The organism is Neobacillus phoenicis (genome assembly GCF_047302305.1).
Lineage (GTDB): Bacteria > Bacillota > Bacilli > Bacillales > Cytobacillaceae > Neobacillus.
Genome location: NZ_CP154847.1, coordinates 1,989,438 through 2,007,058 on the forward strand (window position 1 = coordinate 1,989,438; position 17,621 = coordinate 2,007,058).

Here is a 17,621-nt window from a genome sequence, read left to right on the forward strand (position 1 = left end):
GAAGGCACGTAGACTCCTGCGGGAGTACGGGGCAGGGGAGACCCCGCAGGAGCGAAGCGACGAGGAGGCTCCCCGGCACGCCCGCGAATCGCTCGTGCCTGGAACGGAAATCAACATACAATCATAAAAAAGGACCCGCTGGCATAAGCGAGTCCTTTTTTATGATTCCATTAAGTAGCCTTCTTCTTTTAACGCGGCTTCGGCTTTATCTAATACATCAATACTAGAGGCTGAAATGGTATGGAGGTGGATTCCATCTGTTAACTGAGATAATAACGAAGCCCCTGTATTCTGGATATTTTGCATAAACCGTTTGACCTCTTGGCGATTAGAAACCATAATCGATGCAGTTAAATCTCCGTAAACCGTGTGTTCGATCTTGACATCTTTCACTAATACACCATGATCAACAAGCAAATTAAGCTCCTTTTCAGTATCTTCAGGTGAATGTCTGCACGCAATCGTCCTTTCAAACGTACTGTTATTGGAGTTTTGTTGTAAATATATATAACCTTGGCTGGTTGCAATAATAGGTTCATTTTTTGCCTTAAGCAGTGTGATATCCCCTACAATCACCTGTCTGCTTACATTTGTTCTACTAGCTAACTCGCTACCTGTCAACGGTTTTGGGCTGTCCTTTAACTGTTGAAGAATGAGGGACCTCCTTTCCTCTCCCAATATTTTCTTTTGCTCTACCATATAATTCCTCCTATATCTAATGCTGTTTTACTATTCTAGCACAGTTTAGTTTAATTTAATAAGGGTACAACTTAAAATGTCTTTACAATAGTAACAATCGTTTTCCCAAGACGGACAACATCTTCAAGGCTCGTGCTTTGACCAAAAGAGATACGTATAAACTCCTTTGCTTCCTCCCTATTTAACCCGAGTGCCTGAGTGACTTTTGCTTGATGTTGCATTCCAATCTGACAAGCGCTTCCTGTCGATATAGCAAAGCCTAATCGATTACACTCAAGCATCAACCATTGTCCCTGGATACCGCTGATTCCAAGTCCAATGATAGAAGGAAGCTGAGACTCCCCACCAGCCTGGTAAAGCTTAATTCTGTCTTTTATGGGACCAAGTGTCTCGATAAAATGACTCCTCAACGATTGAAAGTGAATGGTATCCTCACTGAGCCTTGCGTGAATTTTCTGTGCGGCTACTGTCATTGCAGCTATGGCTGGTATATTTAACGTTCCAGGGCGGAATCCCTTTTCATGAGAGGCTCCTGGAAAAAATGGTTCCCACTTAATTCGGGGATCGACATATGCTCCCCCAATCCCTTTTGGCCCATAAATTTTATGACCGGAAAAAGATAAACTACTTACATAAGGTGCGATGGGTGTAACATCTATTTTACCAAAGGATTGAACAATATCGCTGTGCAGATGGATGTGGTTAACGTTACATACTTTAGCTATTTCTTCGATAGGTTGGATGGTTCCAATCTCGGAATTCACATGTTGTAGGATCATCAAAATCGTATCAGATTTTATTGCATGCAATAGCTGTTCTTGATCAATCAGCCCCACTGAATTAAACGGTACCAAAGTGATGTCATATCCAGACTTATTTAACCGGTTAAGCGTTCCATGGACAGATGAATGCTCGGCTATTCCAGCAATAATATGTTTCCCTTCTTTTTTAGGGGAGGACAACAAGGCCTCAATCGCTAAAAAATTCGCTTCAGATCCACCACTGGTAAAATAAAGACCACTTTTATCAATCCCGATAAGATTGGCTAGTTCTTCTCGACAATTTTCAAGTAATGAATGTGAAAGTCCACCGATATCATGGAGACTGCTGGAATTGCCATAGTATTCTGTTGCAACTTTCGTATATACCTGTGCTACTTCTGGATCCATAGGCGTTGTGGCTGCAAAATCACAATATATCATGAAACTTCTCCCATACTCAATTTTTGATAAAATCCTTAGAATCTAGAGCTCTAGTTAACTGTCCATCTATTTTTCTATTAAAGTACTTGTTTTTAGTTTAATTGTATGTAAATATATATGTCAAGACACCTGTTATGTCAGGAGGGTCAAGAACATGACCAAAGATGATGTATTAATCATTGGAAGTGGAGTTGCGGCATTGCAGCTTGCCAATCAATTAAAGCTGGATTTAAATGTGAGGATACTCACAAAAGAAAAGATAAGAACCGCAAATTCCTATCTTGCCCAAGGTGGGATTGCTGCAGCGTTGGGGGTAAATGACCATCCAACAAAACATATGGTCGATACCCTGGAGGCAGGCAGGTTTCACAATAATTCAGATGTGGTCCAACAAGTCATTCATGCCGCACCTTTGCTTATAAAGCAGATAGCTCAGCAAGGCGAAATTTTTGATAAAAATCAACAGGGCGAACTTTTTCTTGGGATGGAAGGGGCACATAGCGAGAAGAGGATTGTTCATGGCGGTGGTGATGCTACTGGTAAAAATGTCATGGAGCATTTGATCAGTCGGCTTCCCGGCAATGTCATCGTAGAAGAGAATGTCTTCGCCTATGAATTACTCCTAAATTCAAAAAAAAATCGCTGTATCGGGGTTAAAGCTAAAGACTTAGATGGGTCAATCAGAAGTTTCTATGGCACCAATGTCATTATTGCTTCTGGTGGCTGCGGTCAACTATATAGCTACACATCAAACGCCAAAACGGTAAGTGGTGATGGGATTGCGATGGCCTATTTAGCAGGAGCGGAAATCGTGGATATGGAATTTATTCAATTTCACCCTACACTCTTGTATGTAAACGGTGAAACAAAAGGCTTAATATCGGAAGCTGTTAGAGGAGAAGGGGCAATCCTTATAACGGAGGACGGGACACCTATTATGGAGGGCGTTCATCCTTTAAAAGATCTAGGCCCAAGACACGTTGTCTCACAAAGAATATATGAATGTCTGAAAAAAGGGTACCAGGTTTATTTAGATATCAGTAAAATTGCTGAATTTGAAAAAAGATTTCCTTCGGTTACAACGATTTGCAAGGAAAATGGAATCCGTATTTCGGATGGAAAAATTCCTGTTGCTCCAGGCAGCCATTTTTTAATGGGAGGAATTAAAACAGACTTAATCGGCAGGTCTTCCATTATGGGACTGTATGCGATTGGAGAAGCCTCCTGCACGGGATTGCATGGTGCCAATCGTTTAGCCAGCAACTCCCTTTTAGAAGGATTATATCAAGGCGACCAATTATCAAAATGGATTAATGAAGGCAGAAAAGAAACTCAATCTTTAGATTCGAAGCCATACTATACTCCTCTTAAGAAAGTTATCTTGGATCTCCCAGATGTCCAACAGATAAGGGATTTAATGATGGATCGGGTTGGAATTGTTAGAAATGAAGGTAATCTTATGAAGCAGTTAGCCTGGATTGACCAATACAAGTCGGAAGAAATCAATTTTGATGATTATTCTTCAGCAGAAATGACAAAGGTCTTTATGCTGATTATTTCCAAGTTGATTACAGAATCCGCATTAAAGAGGACCGAAAGCAGGGGTGGTCACTTTAGGAGTGATTATCCAATGGAAGACGACAAAATGTGGTTAAGGAAATCAATTATTCACAAATATAGACATGGAGTGGAGAAACCCAATGAACACACTAAAACTGCGCTCGCTACTTGAGCAATATTTTATTGAAGACATCGGCGAACAAGATATTACAACAGATTTAATTTTTACAGAAGATACAAATGGGGAGATTGTTTTTCTGGCAAAAGAAGCTGGAATTTTTTGCGGTGAGGAGATTATTAAAACGGGGTTCCAGCTATTAAATACTACTATTTCAACACAGGTATTTGTAAAAGATGGCCAGACATTCGAAATTGGACAAGAGCTTGCACACGTTTCAGGGAAAATTGCTGATTTACTAAAGGGAGAGAGAGTTATCCTAAATCTTGTCCAACGGATGAGTGGGATTGCCACATTAACTCGAAAAACAGTTAATACTCTTGACAGTGGTCATACGAAAATCTGTGACACACGGAAGACGACGCCAGGCCTGCGTATGCTTGAAAAATATGCTGTACGCTGTGGAGGCGGTTTTAATCATCGTTTTGGATTATACGATGGAGTCATGATTAAAGACAATCACATCTCCTTCGCCGGTTCCATTACCAAAGCAGTAGAAGCGATCAGAAAAAATGCTGGTCACATGGTTAAGGTGGAAGTTGAAGTTGAGTCGAAAGAACAAGTGCTTGAAGCAGTAAATGCAGGCGCAGATGTCATTATGTTTGATAACCGTACACCTGATGAAATTAAGGAATTGATTAAATTAGTCCCATCTTCTATCATCACCGAAGCTTCAGGTGGAATCCAATTAACAAATATCGCCGATTACCGGGATACCGGTGTTGATTTTATATCGCTTGGCTACTTAACTCATTCTTATAACGCATTAGACATAAGTGTAAAAGTCCGATGGAACAAAGGAGTGGAGTAAAGTGAATTTTTTAGCAGCGTTAGAAAAAAATAATATAATTCCTGAAAAATATAAGCAAATGACACGTGAAGAGCTCGAAACCCTGGTAATGGAGATAAAGAACCACCTGGGGTCCCGCTTGTTTATTCCAGGGCATCATTATCAAAAAGATGAAGTCGTTCAGTTTGCTGATGCGACGGGTGATTCTCTACAGCTTGCACAATTATCAGCGAAAAATGCCGAGGCAGAATTTATTGTTTTCTGTGGCGTTCATTTCATGGCTGAAACAGCTGATATTTTAACATCTGAAAAGCAAAAGGTAATCTTGCCAGATATGCGAGCAGGATGTTCAATGGCTGATATGGCGGATATCCAGCAAACAGAACGAGCCTGGGAACGGCTTCAGGAACTTTTTGACGACACGATTCTTCCTTTAACCTACGTGAATTCAACAGCAGCCATCAAAGGGTTTGTCGGTGCCCATGGAGGAGCAACTGTAACCTCTTCGAATGCTGAGAGAATGGTAAAATGGGCATTTGAGCAAAAAGAACGAATCCTTTTCCTGCCTGATCAGCATTTGGGCAGAAATACTGCGGCTGATTTAGGTATAGGATTAGACGAGATGGCCATTTGGAATCCAATAACCAATGAGTTGGAGTTTGATGGTGATATTGCAGCAATTAAAGTCATTTTATGGAAAGGGCATTGCTCGGTTCATGAGAATTTTACTGTTCAAAATGTTATTGATACTAGATACCAATACCCCAATATGAAAATCATTGTTCATCCGGAATGCCGCCGAGAAGTAGTCGAGTTAGCGGATATGGCGGGCTCAACTAGTTATATAATAAATGCTATTGAGAATGCTGAGTCTGGAACAGCTTGGGCGATTGGAACAGAAATGAATCTTGTTAATCGATTAATAAAAAATCATCCAGATAAAAAAATCATTTCATTAAATCCACATATGTGCCCGTGCCTTACTATGAACCGGATTGATCTGCCCCATTTAGTTTGGAGCCTGGAGACTTTGGAAGAAACACAAAATATTATTAAAGTTAGTCCGGAAATTTCAAAAAATGCAAAACTGGCATTAGAAAGAATGCTGCAAAATTCATAATCCCGTAAAAAAAGGTGTCATTTTCTCTAAATGACATCTTTTTTAGTTGTACAGCACTGTCTGTCCTTTCTTTCGACCTTATACATATTTTTCTGAAAATCAGCATAAGTTTTTTTGAAGAATGATAGCACTTTGCCCATTTTCACATACACTATATGGACTTATGCATAGGAGGGAAATCAGAGTGAAGATCCATATCGTACAGAAAGGGGATACTCTTTGGAAGATCGCCAAGAAGTACGGCGTGAATTTTGAAGAGCTGAAGAAGCTGAATTCACAGCTCAGCAACCCTGATATGATTATGCCCGGTATGAAAATAAAAGTTCCAACAACAGGAGGAAGCATAAAGAAAGAGACCCCTATGGGAACGAAACCGGAAACTACAATCAATTTAGGTGTAAAGAAAGAAAAGCCGATTGCTGAGCAACCGTTCGCCAAAGAGAAACCTGTGCCAATGCCGATGGTAGAAGCACCAATTGTAAAAGAGGCACCAAAAAAAGAAGTCCCAATTGTCAAAGAAAAACCTATTGTAAAAGAAGTACCAAAAACACCTTATACTCCAAAAATGCCACTACAAATCGTCCCAGAGATTGATATTAACAATTATTATATGATGAATATGCAAAATATGACGGTTCAGCAACCCCAGCTGCCGCCTAAACCAGCCAATATCCTTCCAGAAGTAAAAGAGGTACCGAAGAAAGAAGTGCCAATAAAAGAAGTGCCTATGAAAGAAGTGCCAATAAAAGAAATGCCAGTGAAAGAGAACTTTGTTCCTGCACCGCCACCAGTTGAAGCCCCAGTTGCGGAAATGCCGGTTCAAGAACAATGTGTTCCTATGACGCCGGTTATGCCAGGTCCAGGTTTTTGCCCACCGTTTGGTGGATTCCCAATGATGCCAATGATGCCTTATCCGCAAATGCAGGGAATAGGTATGCCTGCTCCAGGTATGGTTCCGGGAAATCCAGGCGTAGCTCCAATGACAGCTGCTGCACCTGGTATGACAGGCCCGTACTTCCATGATGATGAATCATCATCCTTTATGCCACAATTACCGGTCATGAATCCGGCATACAACCCAGGAACAATGATGGGTGCCCAAAACCCAGGATTCCAGCAGCAGATGCAAAATCCTTACATGGACCCAGCAGCATTTGGTCAAATGCCAGCGGGATATGGCCAAATGCCATCGGGCTACGGTCAGATGCCGTCGGGAATGGGCGAAATGCCAGCAGGTTATGGTCAAGTGCCAACAGGAATGGGCCAAATGCCAATGGACTATGGTCAGATGCCAACAGGAATAGGTCAAATGCCAATGGACTATGGTCAGATGCCAACAGGAATGGGTCAAATGCCAATGGGCTACGGCCAGATGCCAGCGGGCTATGGTCAAATGCCAATGGGCGCCGCTCCAACAACAATGCCATCACAGCACCCGGGAGAATCCATGCAAGCTGCTCCAATGATGCCTGGAACGATGTACGGAAACCCAGGAATGACAAACCCTTATGGTATGGGTGGCCAAATGCCATACGGATATCCACAAATGGGCGGTATGAACCCATATGGGGGGACAGATTTTGAATCGCCAGAAATGATGATGCCTGTTGCAGGCAGTCAAATGCCTTATATGCAAAACCCTTATCCAACTGGGGGGCTTCCAGTAGGTACAGGTGCAATGGGTGACTGTGGTTGTGGTGGTCCTGTGCCAACACCTTATATGGGTGCCATGCCAGCGGCTGAAAGTGCTCCTGCTGCAATGCCATCAACCTTTATACCACCGACTCCACCCATTTACAGTGCGCCTTATACAGGGCCAATGAATGTCGCTCAGCCACCATATATGAATCCATATGGAATGGGAGTAGCAGGAAGCACTCCTTACGGTATGCCAGGTTACCGTGATGAAAGCAATTAATAGGTCAGCTAACAAAAAAGGAGACGATGATTATTACAATCGTCTCTTCTCTTATTTTCAGTCCCAGTTTTATGAAAAAATTATCCAGTTTGTACCGCTGCGAAAAACCGTTATTTTTTTGAGAACGGAGCAAAATACTTACATTATTAAAGGCTATTCCACCAATAGCAGACTTAAACTTCAAGAAGTCTTTACTGATACACTCAAAAAGGAAGGATTTACAAAAACGTATTCCTATTTAACCCCTTTGGTCAAGGATCAGCTATTTTTTGAAGGGACTTATTTTGGATGTATCGAATATCTGATTCCACATAAAACAGCCTTTTCTTTCCATACTGAAAAAAATCGTCAAGAAGGATTGGAGCTTCTAGAACAATTTCATCAAACCACGAGTCTCTTTGAGGCCAGATATCGTACCTTGCTTCCTAAAGGACATCTACTTGAAAAGTGGACAGATCGGTTAAATATGTTCACTGCTAATTTTCCCTTTATAAAGTATTTTATCAATGAGTTGGTCTTAGCGGATATGGTTTCTTGGGCCAAATGGGCTCTTGCTGGAATGGAAAAAAAGTATCGTCATTTTTTCAAGGACCCCTTGGTGATTTTACACGGTGATGTGGCGCATCATAATTTTTTACGTGATCACATGGGGAGTTTGCATTTAATTGATTTTGATTTAATCTGTATCGGTCCACCTGCTTTTGATTATTTACAATATGCAAACCGAATTCTTCCCTCAATAGATTGGTCATTTGAAAAGCTTATCAAGCATAACCAAATGAAGAAATATGCTCATGAAGAGGCTTTTCTGTATGCACTAGCCTATCCAGCCGATATTTTTCGGGAATGGAACCGGTTAATAAGAGAAAAATCGTATACTGATTCTGTAAAATTAAAGCAAGTAACCGATTTATCGATTAAACAGTATTACGCGAGAAAAAGGTTTGTTGACCATTTACAGGAAATAGTAAAATGATTTTGCCAGAATGAAATCCCCTATAAAATAACACCCTATAAAAGAGATGGACTCAGAAAAAAGGGTCAATCTCAGGATGTTATTTTAGGGGGTTTTTCGCTTGAACAAGAAACAGTGGATAATTCCTCTTTCAGCCATCATGACAATTGGGCTGGCAGGATGTAATGGAGATAATAATAATCGAGCAGGGGTTAATGGGAAAAATAACGTAGCACAGCCTATGGGATACTACTCAAATGAAAATCATTCATCACAAGATAATCTATTTGGTGATAATGATGGTGGGATAACAGAAATAATGGATCATACGGTTGGGAATGAAGACCAGCTGACAACTGAGCATAACAGAAGAATCCTTCAAAATAGGGATGAAAATGGCAATCCGACCAATCCAACGAAACCTTTGGCAACAAAAGACCGAAATTTCTTTCAACATGATAATCGATTCAGTACCAGTGATATGAATTATCACGGTCATTTAAGTAAAAACACTGGAAATACTGGTGTTGCTACCGATTCTGATTTCCAAGATAATGTTACAGCAAAAATCAGAAGGAAGGTCGCATCCGTTAAAAATGTGCAGGATGTACGGTCAGTGGCTTATGGGAATAGCGTGATTGTTTCAGTGAAGTTAGCAGATAACAGCAAGGCAGCTGAAACAAAAAGGGCCATTAAGAATGCCGTTATGCCTTATACTAAGGGAAGAAATGTTACCGTGTTAACAGATGAGGGAACCATGGGGCGTGATCGCAACAAGCATAACGATAGTCAACCACATAAATGGGGACAATAAATGAAAGAGCAAAGCTTCAGGCTTTGCTCTTTTTAAGTGAAAAAGTATAGGAGGGATAAAAAGGCAATGAAAGGCTAAACTAGGAATGTAGATTATGTTCAATTTTAACAATAAGAGGTGAGGAGCATGAGGTTCACTTTGATAGCAATGTACCGGTTTGGATTAGCCGTTTTTGCTGTTACTCTCTTCATGTTTAGTGGCTGGGCACCGGGAATCACAGGCTCCGCTGCACAACAAGTACCCCCACAAAATCAACAGAAGAAAGAACCACTGCACATGACGGTGATTTTAGAAAGAGTCTATTTAGATGGAGAGATTAGTCAAGAGGTAGTTCACGAGACTTGCTGGTCAATGGAGAACTTTTGGGCAAAATATGAGCAGTGGCAGATGGTTGATATGGATGAGTCCACAATGGTATTTAGAAGACAAGTAGATGATATCTCCCCTCTTTTGAAAGCAAATGGCTTCTTTGGAATCACTGAAGACGGGGTATTGACTATTTTCAATGGTAGACCAGATCGTTCAAAAATCATACAATCCTTTTTTCAAATAGATATTAAGAAGCTAGAAAGTAAAACCCAAGAAGATTTGATACAAGGAATACCTATTAAATCAAAGGATCATTATGTTGAAGTGTTAGAAACCTTTAAGCCGTATTCTATAAAAAAAGAATAGTTCTTTTTCAATCAGACTGAGTGGCATTCAGCCTGATTTTTTCTTTCTCTGACCTATTTTCTTCAATTCAGTTTCATACTTATGTTAAAATGAAAGACAGTGCATATGAGAGCAACAGGAAACTAGAGGAGAGAATGGTATTGTATGAATTTATAAAAGGGACTGTTGAATTTATTAGTCCAGAATATATTGTGGTGGAAAACAATGGGATTGGCTATCAAATCTCCACACCCAATCCGTTTATTTATTCTGGTAAATTGGAGACAATGGTTACTGTCTACACGTATCATTATGTACGCGAAGATATTATGGCCCTTTACGGGTTTGAAACAAGAGAAGAAAAAAGGCTGTTTACTAAATTATTAAATGTATCAGGGATCGGGCCCAAGGGAGCACTTGCCATTCTTGCGTCTGGTGAAGTACAGCAGGTGGTTACAGCAATTGAAAATGAAGACGAAGGTTTCCTTGTTAAATTTCCAGGGGTAGGGAAAAAGACAGCCCGACAAATGATTCTTGATTTAAAAGGAAAATTACAGGACATTGTCCCGGATTTCTTCCCTAACTTATTTAATGCAGATCAACTTTCTTTACATACTCAAGAAACCAATTCTGCTTTTGAAGAAGCGGTTCTTGCTTTAAAGGCTCTCGGATATTCAGAAAAAGAAATCAAAAAGATTTCACCTGAATTAAGAAAAGAACAACTGTCAACAGACCAATACATTAAAAATGCACTAAAGCGGCTTTTAAAATAGGTGGTGATGATGGATGGAAGAGCGGATTATTTCAAGTGAAGTGAATGAGAGTGAAAAAAGTATTGAACTAAGCTTGAGGCCACAAACCTTAAGGCAATATATTGGGCAGAATCAGGTAAAGGAAAACCTAGAAATTTTTATTAAGGCAGCCAAGCTTCGAAAGGAAACCTTAGACCATGTTCTCCTTTATGGACCTCCAGGTTTAGGGAAGACGACACTGGCCGTGATTATTGCCAATGAGATGGGCGTAAACATTCGAACCACTGCAGGACCTGCCATCGAGAGACCTGGAGACCTTGCAGCCATTCTAACAGCACTTGAGCCTGGGGATGTGCTTTTTATAGATGAAATCCATCGACTGCCGCGGACGATTGAAGAGGTTTTATATCCGGCGATGGAGGATTTCTGCCTTGATATCGTTATTGGGAAAGGTCCTAGTGCACGCTCTGTTCGCCTTGATCTTCCACCTTTTACCTTGGTGGGGGCGACAACAAGGGCGGGGTCGTTATCGGCTCCATTACGCGATCGATTTGGAGTTTTAAGCAGGCTCGAGTATTATAAGGAAGACCAGCTAAAAAACATTGTTTTACGTACAGCTGAGTTGTTCGAAACAGAAATAGACGAGGCTTCTGCAGCAGAAATTGCTAGAAGATCAAGAGGAACCCCAAGGATTGCGAACCGCCTCCTTAGAAGGGTGCGGGATTTTGCTCAAGTAAAGGGTAATGGTACAATAAACCTACTTCTTGCTAGAGAAGCATTGGAGCTGCTGCAGGTAGATAGGCTTGGCCTTGATCATATAGACCACAAATTACTAAAAGGAATTATCGAAAAGTTTCGCGGAGGTCCAGTCGGTCTTGATACCATAGCTGCTTCGATTGGTGAAGAATCAGAAACCATAGAAGACGTCTATGAACCATACTTGCTACAAATAGGCTTCTTACAGAGAACCCCAAGAGGAAGAATGGTCACACCAGCAGTCTATCAGCACTTCGGTATGGAAGTACCCTCTCAACAATAGGTAACTCATTTTATACAGATTAGGGATGTCATAATATGAAAGTAGATTTATTTGATTTTTATTTGCCAGAAGAATTAATCGCACAAGTTCCATTATTAAATCGGACAGACAGCCGATTAATGGTCTTAAATAAGCAAACAGGCGAAATTAAGCATGAAGTTTTCAAAAATATTACGGAGTATTTGCGTGAAGGGGATTGCCTTGTCTTAAATGATACAAGGGTATTGCCTGCACGCCTTTTTGGTGTTAAAACAGACACTGGCGCTAAAATTGAAGTCCTCCTGTTAAAACAACTGGAAGGTGACCGGTGGGAAACACTAGTAAAACCGGCGAAAAGAGTAAAAGAAGGAACAGTTATCGACTTTGGTGACGGTCTTCTTACTGCTGTTTGTACAGCTACCTCTGAACATGGTGGAAGAGTATTGGAATTCAAATACGAAGGAATATTTTACGAGGTTCTTGATCAATTGGGTGAAATGCCGCTGCCACCATACATAAAAGAACAGCTAGATGATAGGGAAAGATATCAAACGGTATTTGCCCGTGAACCTGGATCGGCAGCAGCCCCAACAGCTGGCCTTCATTTTACAGAAAGCTTATTGGACGAAATAAGAGAAAAAGGTGTCCACATTGCGTTTATTACGCTTCATGTCGGACTTGGTACCTTCCGTCCTGTAAATGTCGAGGATGTGTTGGAGCATGATATGCATTCTGAATTTTACATGATGACAGATGGAACGGCACGATTACTAAATGAAGTAAGAAACAACGGGGGAAGGATTATATCAGTCGGAACTACCTCAACAAGGACACTGGAGACCATCGCTTCTGCAAATGATGGACAGTTTGTTGATGGCAGCGGATGGACCAATATTTTTATTTACCCAGGCTATACCTTTAAGGCCATTGATGGAATGATTACTAACTTCCATCTGCCAAAATCAACCTTGATTATGCTTGTCAGTGCATTAGCTGGGAGAGAGAACGTTTTGCATGCCTATGAGACAGCAGTTCAAGAACGATATCGCTTTTTCAGTTTTGGCGATGCCATGTTACTCATCTAAGCTTACGTACACGGAAGGAGAAAAAAATTTGACTGCAATTCGTTATGAGTTAATTAAAACATGTAAACAAACGGGAGCCCGCCTAGGACGGGTGCACACACCGCACGGGTCGTTTGATACACCAGCTTTTATGCCGGTGGGAACACTTGCGACCGTGAAAACCATGTCACCTGAAGATCTAAAAGAAATGGGTGCTGGGATTATTTTAAGTAATACCTATCACCTTTGGTTAAGACCAGGACATGAAATCATTAGGGAGGCTGGCGGTCTTCATAAGTTTATGAACTGGGACCGGGCTATTTTAACAGATTCCGGAGGTTTTCAAGTTTTCAGTTTAAGTGAGTTCCGAAAGATTGAAGAAGAAGGGGTTCATTTTAGGAATCATATGAGCGGGGAAAAGCTATTCCTTTCGCCTGAAAAAGCTATGGAAATCCAAAATGCCCTAGGCTCAGATATTATGATGGCATTTGATGAATGCCCACCATATCCTGCAAGCTTTGAATATATGAAGAAATCAGTGGAACGCACGTCACGATGGGCTGAGCGTTGTTTAACTGCTCACCAACGCCCTCAAGACCAAGGACTTTTTGGAATTGTCCAAGGAGGAGAATACGAGGAACTTCGTAAACAAAGTGCAAAGGACCTTGTCTCTCTTGATTTCCCTGGATATGCCGTTGGAGGCTTATCCGTTGGCGAACCTAAGGACGTAATGAATCGTGTGCTTGAGTTCACTACACCACTGTTACCAAACAATAAACCAAGATATTTAATGGGTGTAGGTTCTCCAGATTCTTTAATTGATGGAGCAATCCGTGGAATTGATATGTTTGACTGTGTATTGCCCACTCGTATTGCTAGAAATGGAACCTTAATGACAAGTACGGGTAGATTGGTAGTAAAAAATGCACAGTATGCAAGAGACTTCGGTCCTCTTGATGAAAATTGCGATTGCTATACTTGCCGAAATTATAGTAGAGCCTATATTCGTCATTTGATTAAATGTGATGAAACATTCGGAATTCGTTTAACGTCTTACCATAATCTATATTTTCTGTTAAGATTAATGGAGAAAGTCAGACAAGCTATTATGGAAGACAGGCTTGGTGATTTCCGCGAAGAGTTTTTTGAACGTTATGGTTTTAATAAACCGAACGCGAAAAATTTCTAATAGAACTTTTTTGAAAGGAGGGAAACAAGATGCAAGGAATTAGTACAATCATTCCATTGATTTTAATGTTTGTGTTATTTTACTTCTTACTGATCCGCCCGCAGCAAAAACGCCAAAAAGCGGTTGCGAACATGCAAAACGAATTGAAAAAAGGTGATAAAATCGTTACGATCGGTGGATTACACGGTTTTATTGACTCAATCGATGATAATAAAGTAGTCATTAAGTGTGGAGACGGCAGCCGTCTTACATATGATCGTTCTGCTATTCGTGAAGTCACTGAAGCTGGTGAAGGAAGCGTTAGCTTAACGAAGTAATCGTACACAAAAAGGAAGCCGTTTATAAAATGGCTTCCTTTTTCATTCATGTGGTTACGCTGATCTGGTATTGCCTGTTGAAATATTAACCCCAAGAATTCCACCCATCATGGCGATGAGTGTATAGCAGGTATGATATATGACTTGCTCTGCGCTAAAGAGGTGATCGTAGCCTAGATATTGGAATAAGAAAACCACAATGGAGTAAATCAGCCCAGTTAATCCCCCAATTAGCCAGCCCTTTTCTTTCCGCTTCCCTCCAGAAAGGAATCCTCCACCAAAAAGCCCGATAAAAGATAAAGCCGTAATTACATATTGAAGTGATCCTTCTTTAGCAGAGGTATACCTTAGAATAAACGCAAAAATAAGGCTTGAAATTACGGCAAAGGCAAAGATAAAAATTAATCCGTACAAAATTGATGTACCAAAGCTTTTCGATTCGATTTTAGCTCTCCTCCTTCAGTTGCCTTAGGCCAGACTCTCTAGTTTGTTAAAGTCTAAGGCCTTAGAAACAGTTTTTTACCTAGTACAAGCGTATTCGTGAAAGAAGGAAAGTAGAATTAAAATTTTATGATTTTCCTTATTTTAAAAGCGTTGGAAAATAATTCTCCTTATTTTTTTTTCCAAAACTGTAAACAATGAATACGAATGGAAAAAAGGGGCGACATTTGTGGAAGATTTTATAACGATTGTGGTTCGAACAATATTTTTTTATTTCCTGATTTTGGTCATTTTTCGCTTCATGGGAAAGAGAGAAATTGGGGAGCTAAGTATCCTCGATCTTGTCGTTTTTATCATGATTGGTGAACTAGCAGTAGTTGCTATCGAGAGGCCAAATGTTCGTATTTTTCATGCGATTTTACCGATGGTACTCCTTATGTTTATCCAAATTATCCTTGCATTGATTTCTTTAAAAAGTAAAAGATTCCGGGATCTTGTAGATGGCCAGCCCAGCATTATAATTAATCGAGGGAAAATTGATGAAAAAGCAATGCGGAAGCAACGTTACAATTTTGATGATTTAATGACCCAATTAAGGGAGAAGGATATTCGCAGCATTGCGGATGTGGAATTTGCGATATTGGAATCCTCAGGTAGCTTGTCGGTAATTGAAAAATTAAAGAATAGTAATGAACCGCAAAAGCAGGGGGATATTACCGTTCCGTTAATCTTAGATGGGTCCATTGAAGAAGAAAACTTGAAAAGAATTAATAAGACTAATTTATGGCTGCGCCAAGAACTGAAGAAAAAAGGATACCGTGATGTGAAGAAAATTTCATTTTGTAGCTATGAGAATGGTGAATTCTACATTGACCTACAGGATGAAGACTAAGAAGAGGCTGACCCTTTATTGGGTCAACCTTTTCTGTTTTTATACGGTAATAAACTTTCCAATCCAAGGAATTCGTTTAAGCTCCTCCTTTTTGATTAAACCAAAAAGGAGGAGAAGGATTGAATAGGTTAGGGTCATGAAAAAGGCTGAGTTAGCGACACGGATCACCAAATGTGTCTCTAATAGAATATTTTCAAAGAGCCAGTAGCCGCACCAAGCGGCTACTCCCATTGCTATGAACCCCTTTACATAGTCCCGGATATAAAAGGAAAATGACACCTTCTTTAGAACCGTCGCAAAATGTAGACCTGTAACAAGGACAAAGCCAACGATAATTCCTAGTGCTGCCCCGGTAATGCCAAAGGCAGGCTGGGAAGCGAGTAGAAAAATGACGGCTGTTTTAACCACCGCTCCAATTAAACTATTAATCATTGCTGCTCGTGCAAGATTTAGCGCTTGGAGTACGGCTTGCAGTGGCCCTTGATAATAATAAAAAAGAAAAAATGGTGCCATAATCTGAATGAAGTAAGATCCCTTCGCAGAACCGTACATAAGCTGCATGAGCGGGTCAGCGAGTACGTATAGTACAATGACTGCCAGTCCTCCTGTTAAAAAGACAAACCTCAATGCTTGCTGGAGGCGATACTCGATTAATTTATGGTTATTTTTCGAATTTGCCTCACTGATTGCCGGAACAAGGGAAGTAGCTAATGAAAAGGTAACAAATGATGGAAGCATTAATAACGGCATGGCATAGCCGGTTAAGGCACCGTATTGTTTCGTTGCATTCACGGCAACCACCCCTGCAAGAGCTAAACTATGTGCTACCACAATCGGTTCAAAGAACCATGCAATCGACCCAATCATTCGACTTCCCATTGTAGGAATGGCAATCTCCATTAACTCATTAAAAGTTCGTTTTCCCTTATGGATAAATTGAAAGAAATTCTTTCTGAGCTTGAATCGCTTTTTTAATTTAAACATAGTTAATAGATAAATTAGTGAAAGTAATTCCCCTAAAACAGAAGCCCCCATAGCTGCTGCTGCAGCGTATTCAACCCCATAAGGAAGGAATGTTTTTGTTGCTGTTGCAATGATGGTGATTCTTACAAATTGTTCTAATACTTGAGAGATAGCTGAAGGGCGCATGTTCTGGCGTCCCTGAAAGTATCCTCGTAAAACAGATGAGACCGCAATAATAGGCAGTGCTGGCGCAATCGCCATTAGTGGATAATACGTTCTTTGATCAGTGAAAAGCGTAGTAGATAAAAATGGAGCCAGTAATATCAAAGCAGGCGTAATAATGATTGATAATCCAATAGTTATGGCAAGAGAGACTACGAGTATTTTTTTTATTTCTGCATAATCCCGTCTCGCCTCTGCCTCTGCGATGTTTTTAGAGATAGCTACCGGAAGCCCAAGCTGTGTAATCGTGACCACAAGAATAAATGTGGGATATGCCATCATATATAAACCGACGCCTTCCTCACCAATACTGCGCGCTAGAACGATTCGATAAATAAAACCAAGTACTCTTGTAATTAATCCTGCAATTAATAGGATAAACGTCCCTTTTAAAAACTTCGACATGCTGATTCCCACCTTCTCAAAAAAGAAGAATTCATATACAATTAACTATATGCCTAAGGGTGGACAAAGCATGACAAGTAGTAAGAGCTTTTTGTAAGGTTCGATTAATCAGGGGTTTTCCCCAGGGGGGCAGTTTGAATGGATAATAGCCACGTATACGATCATTTTCGTATCCAAGTACAACCCGCATTAGCAAGTAAACTTTCAGAATTTCACTTGCTTGGATATGATTCAGTATCGGAGAATGAGCTTTGGAATTTTTTAATTAAGAAAAAGTGGAGAAAATTAAAGGATGAAATGAAGCTATACGAGATTATCCAAGAAATTCTTTCTGTGAGAGTAAGTGATTATATGAGCTATGCAACCATTGAGGCATATAAAACTGTTGAGTTTTCTTTTGATGATGAAAATGAATTGAAAGAGTTATTGAAATAATCCCACGTTTTTCAAATTGACAGCTTTTCTTAG

The 17,621-nt window shown here is 40.4% G+C and carries 18 protein-coding genes; 14 read left to right on the top strand and 4 right to left on the bottom strand.

Annotated elements, in window-relative coordinates:
- Positions 1-159: 159 nt before the first annotated feature.
- Both AA0X95_RS10185 and AA0X95_RS10190 read right to left on the bottom strand, forming a co-directional pair.
- Positions 160-699 (bottom strand): transcription repressor NadR, encoded by a 540-nt coding sequence (locus AA0X95_RS10185; RefSeq protein ID WP_413308509.1) that lies wholly within the window; start codon positions 697-699, stop codon positions 160-162.
- Positions 700-770: 71 nt separating this feature from the next.
- Positions 771-1,901 carry an IscS subfamily cysteine desulfurase gene (locus AA0X95_RS10190; RefSeq protein ID WP_413308511.1) on the bottom strand — a complete coding sequence of 377 codons (1,131 nt, stop codon included), beginning with the start codon at positions 1,899-1,901 and terminating at the stop codon, positions 771-773.
- A gap of 154 nt (positions 1,902-2,055) precedes the next feature.
- Here AA0X95_RS10190 and nadB point away from each other — a divergent pair, with 154 nt between their 5' ends.
- The 12 genes from nadB (at position 2,056) to yajC (ending at position 14,230) form a co-directional block, all read left to right on the top strand.
- Complete coding sequence (nadB, locus tag AA0X95_RS10195) at positions 2,056-3,633, top strand: L-aspartate oxidase (protein WP_413308513.1); 1,578 nt, start codon at positions 2,056-2,058, stop codon at positions 3,631-3,633.
- Positions 3,602-4,450, top strand: coding sequence for a carboxylating nicotinate-nucleotide diphosphorylase (gene nadC / locus AA0X95_RS10200; protein WP_413308515.1), 849 nt, complete (start codon positions 3,602-3,604; stop codon positions 4,448-4,450). The genes nadB and nadC overlap by 32 nt, the downstream gene beginning before the upstream one ends.
- A 1-nt stretch (position 4,451) precedes the next feature.
- Positions 4,452-5,549: a quinolinate synthase NadA gene (nadA, locus tag AA0X95_RS10205; protein WP_413308517.1), complete on the top strand. Its 1,098-nt coding sequence runs from the start codon at positions 4,452-4,454 to the stop codon at positions 5,547-5,549.
- 184 nt (positions 5,550-5,733) lie between these two features.
- Positions 5,734-7,467 carry a SafA/ExsA family spore coat assembly protein gene (gene safA / locus AA0X95_RS10210; RefSeq protein WP_413308519.1) on the top strand — a complete coding sequence of 578 codons (1,734 nt, stop codon included), beginning with the start codon at positions 5,734-5,736 and terminating at the stop codon, positions 7,465-7,467.
- Positions 7,454-8,443 carry a phosphotransferase gene (locus AA0X95_RS10215; RefSeq protein ID WP_413308521.1) on the top strand — a complete coding sequence of 330 codons (990 nt, stop codon included), beginning with the start codon at positions 7,454-7,456 and terminating at the stop codon, positions 8,441-8,443. The genes safA and AA0X95_RS10215 overlap by 14 nt, the downstream gene beginning before the upstream one ends.
- Before the next feature lie 100 nt (positions 8,444-8,543).
- Positions 8,544-9,236 (top strand): YhcN/YlaJ family sporulation lipoprotein, encoded by a 693-nt coding sequence (locus AA0X95_RS10220; RefSeq protein WP_413308523.1) that lies wholly within the window; start codon positions 8,544-8,546, stop codon positions 9,234-9,236.
- Between the two features lie 126 nt (positions 9,237-9,362).
- Complete coding sequence (locus AA0X95_RS10225) at positions 9,363-9,911, top strand: BofC C-terminal domain-containing protein (protein ID WP_413308525.1); 549 nt, start codon at positions 9,363-9,365, stop codon at positions 9,909-9,911.
- A 140-nt stretch (positions 9,912-10,051) separates the two neighbouring features.
- On the top strand, positions 10,052-10,663 hold the full coding sequence (gene ruvA, locus AA0X95_RS10230; protein WP_413308527.1) for a Holliday junction branch migration protein RuvA: 612 nt from the start codon (positions 10,052-10,054) through the stop codon (positions 10,661-10,663).
- 13 nt (positions 10,664-10,676) lie between these two features.
- Positions 10,677-11,681 (top strand): Holliday junction branch migration DNA helicase RuvB, encoded by a 1,005-nt coding sequence (gene ruvB / locus AA0X95_RS10235; RefSeq protein ID WP_413308529.1) that lies wholly within the window; start codon positions 10,677-10,679, stop codon positions 11,679-11,681.
- 35 nt (positions 11,682-11,716) lie between these two features.
- Positions 11,717-12,745, top strand: a complete 1,029-nt coding sequence (gene queA, locus AA0X95_RS10240; protein WP_413308531.1) for a tRNA preQ1(34) S-adenosylmethionine ribosyltransferase-isomerase QueA — start codon at positions 11,717-11,719, stop codon at positions 12,743-12,745.
- Entirely contained in the window at positions 12,726-13,913 is a 1,188-nt protein-coding gene (gene tgt / locus AA0X95_RS10245; protein ID WP_413309938.1) for a tRNA guanosine(34) transglycosylase Tgt, read from the top strand. The genes queA and tgt overlap by 20 nt, the downstream gene beginning before the upstream one ends.
- A gap of 29 nt (positions 13,914-13,942) precedes the next feature.
- Positions 13,943-14,230, top strand: coding sequence for a preprotein translocase subunit YajC (gene yajC, locus AA0X95_RS10250; protein ID WP_413308533.1), 288 nt, complete (start codon positions 13,943-13,945; stop codon positions 14,228-14,230).
- A gap of 54 nt (positions 14,231-14,284) precedes the next feature.
- Here the strand turns inward: yajC and AA0X95_RS10255 are convergent, their stop codons facing one another.
- A complete protein-coding gene (locus tag AA0X95_RS10255) occupies positions 14,285-14,644 on the bottom strand; it encodes a TIGR04086 family membrane protein (RefSeq protein ID WP_413308535.1) in 360 nt (119 codons plus the stop codon).
- Positions 14,645-14,900: 256 nt separating this feature from the next.
- Here AA0X95_RS10255 and AA0X95_RS10260 point away from each other — a divergent pair, with 256 nt between their 5' ends.
- Positions 14,901-15,563 carry a DUF421 domain-containing protein gene (locus AA0X95_RS10260; RefSeq protein ID WP_413308537.1) on the top strand — a complete coding sequence of 221 codons (663 nt, stop codon included), beginning with the start codon at positions 14,901-14,903 and terminating at the stop codon, positions 15,561-15,563.
- Positions 15,564-15,602: 39 nt separating this feature from the next.
- Here AA0X95_RS10260 and spoVB read toward each other — a convergent pair whose 3' ends face one another.
- Positions 15,603-17,153: a stage V sporulation protein B gene (spoVB, locus tag AA0X95_RS10265; protein WP_413308539.1), complete on the bottom strand. Its 1,551-nt coding sequence runs from the start codon at positions 17,151-17,153 to the stop codon at positions 15,603-15,605.
- 138 nt (positions 17,154-17,291) lie between these two features.
- On the opposite strand from spoVB, the gene AA0X95_RS10270 reads away from it, so the two are divergent.
- Complete coding sequence (locus tag AA0X95_RS10270) at positions 17,292-17,588, top strand: post-transcriptional regulator (RefSeq protein WP_413308541.1); 297 nt, start codon at positions 17,292-17,294, stop codon at positions 17,586-17,588.
- Positions 17,589-17,621 lie beyond the last annotated feature (33 nt).

Coding starts and splice junctions, on each gene's coding strand:
- AA0X95_RS10185 (WP_413308509.1), bottom strand. CDS start 699: ATGGTAGAGCAAAAGAAAATATTGGGAGAGGAAAGGAGGTCCCTCATT.
- AA0X95_RS10190 (WP_413308511.1), bottom strand. CDS start 1,901: ATGATATATTGTGATTTTGCAGCCACAACGCCTATGGATCCAGAAGTA.
- nadB (WP_413308513.1), top strand. CDS start 2,056: ATGACCAAAGATGATGTATTAATCATTGGAAGTGGAGTTGCGGCATTG.
- nadC (WP_413308515.1), top strand. CDS start 3,602: ATGAACACACTAAAACTGCGCTCGCTACTTGAGCAATATTTTATTGAA.
- AA0X95_RS10215 (WP_413308521.1), top strand. CDS start 7,454: ATGAAAGCAATTAATAGGTCAGCTAACAAAAAAGGAGACGATGATTAT.
- AA0X95_RS10225 (WP_413308525.1), top strand. CDS start 9,363: ATGAGGTTCACTTTGATAGCAATGTACCGGTTTGGATTAGCCGTTTTT.
- ruvB (WP_413308529.1), top strand. CDS start 10,677: ATGGAAGAGCGGATTATTTCAAGTGAAGTGAATGAGAGTGAAAAAAGT.
- queA (WP_413308531.1), top strand. CDS start 11,717: ATGAAAGTAGATTTATTTGATTTTTATTTGCCAGAAGAATTAATCGCA.
- tgt (WP_413309938.1), top strand. CDS start 12,726: ATGCCATGTTACTCATCTAAGCTTACGTACACGGAAGGAGAAAAAAAT.
- yajC (WP_413308533.1), top strand. CDS start 13,943: ATGCAAGGAATTAGTACAATCATTCCATTGATTTTAATGTTTGTGTTA.
- spoVB (WP_413308539.1), bottom strand. CDS start 17,153: ATGTCGAAGTTTTTAAAAGGGACGTTTATCCTATTAATTGCAGGATTA.
- AA0X95_RS10270 (WP_413308541.1), top strand. CDS start 17,292: ATGGATAATAGCCACGTATACGATCATTTTCGTATCCAAGTACAACCC.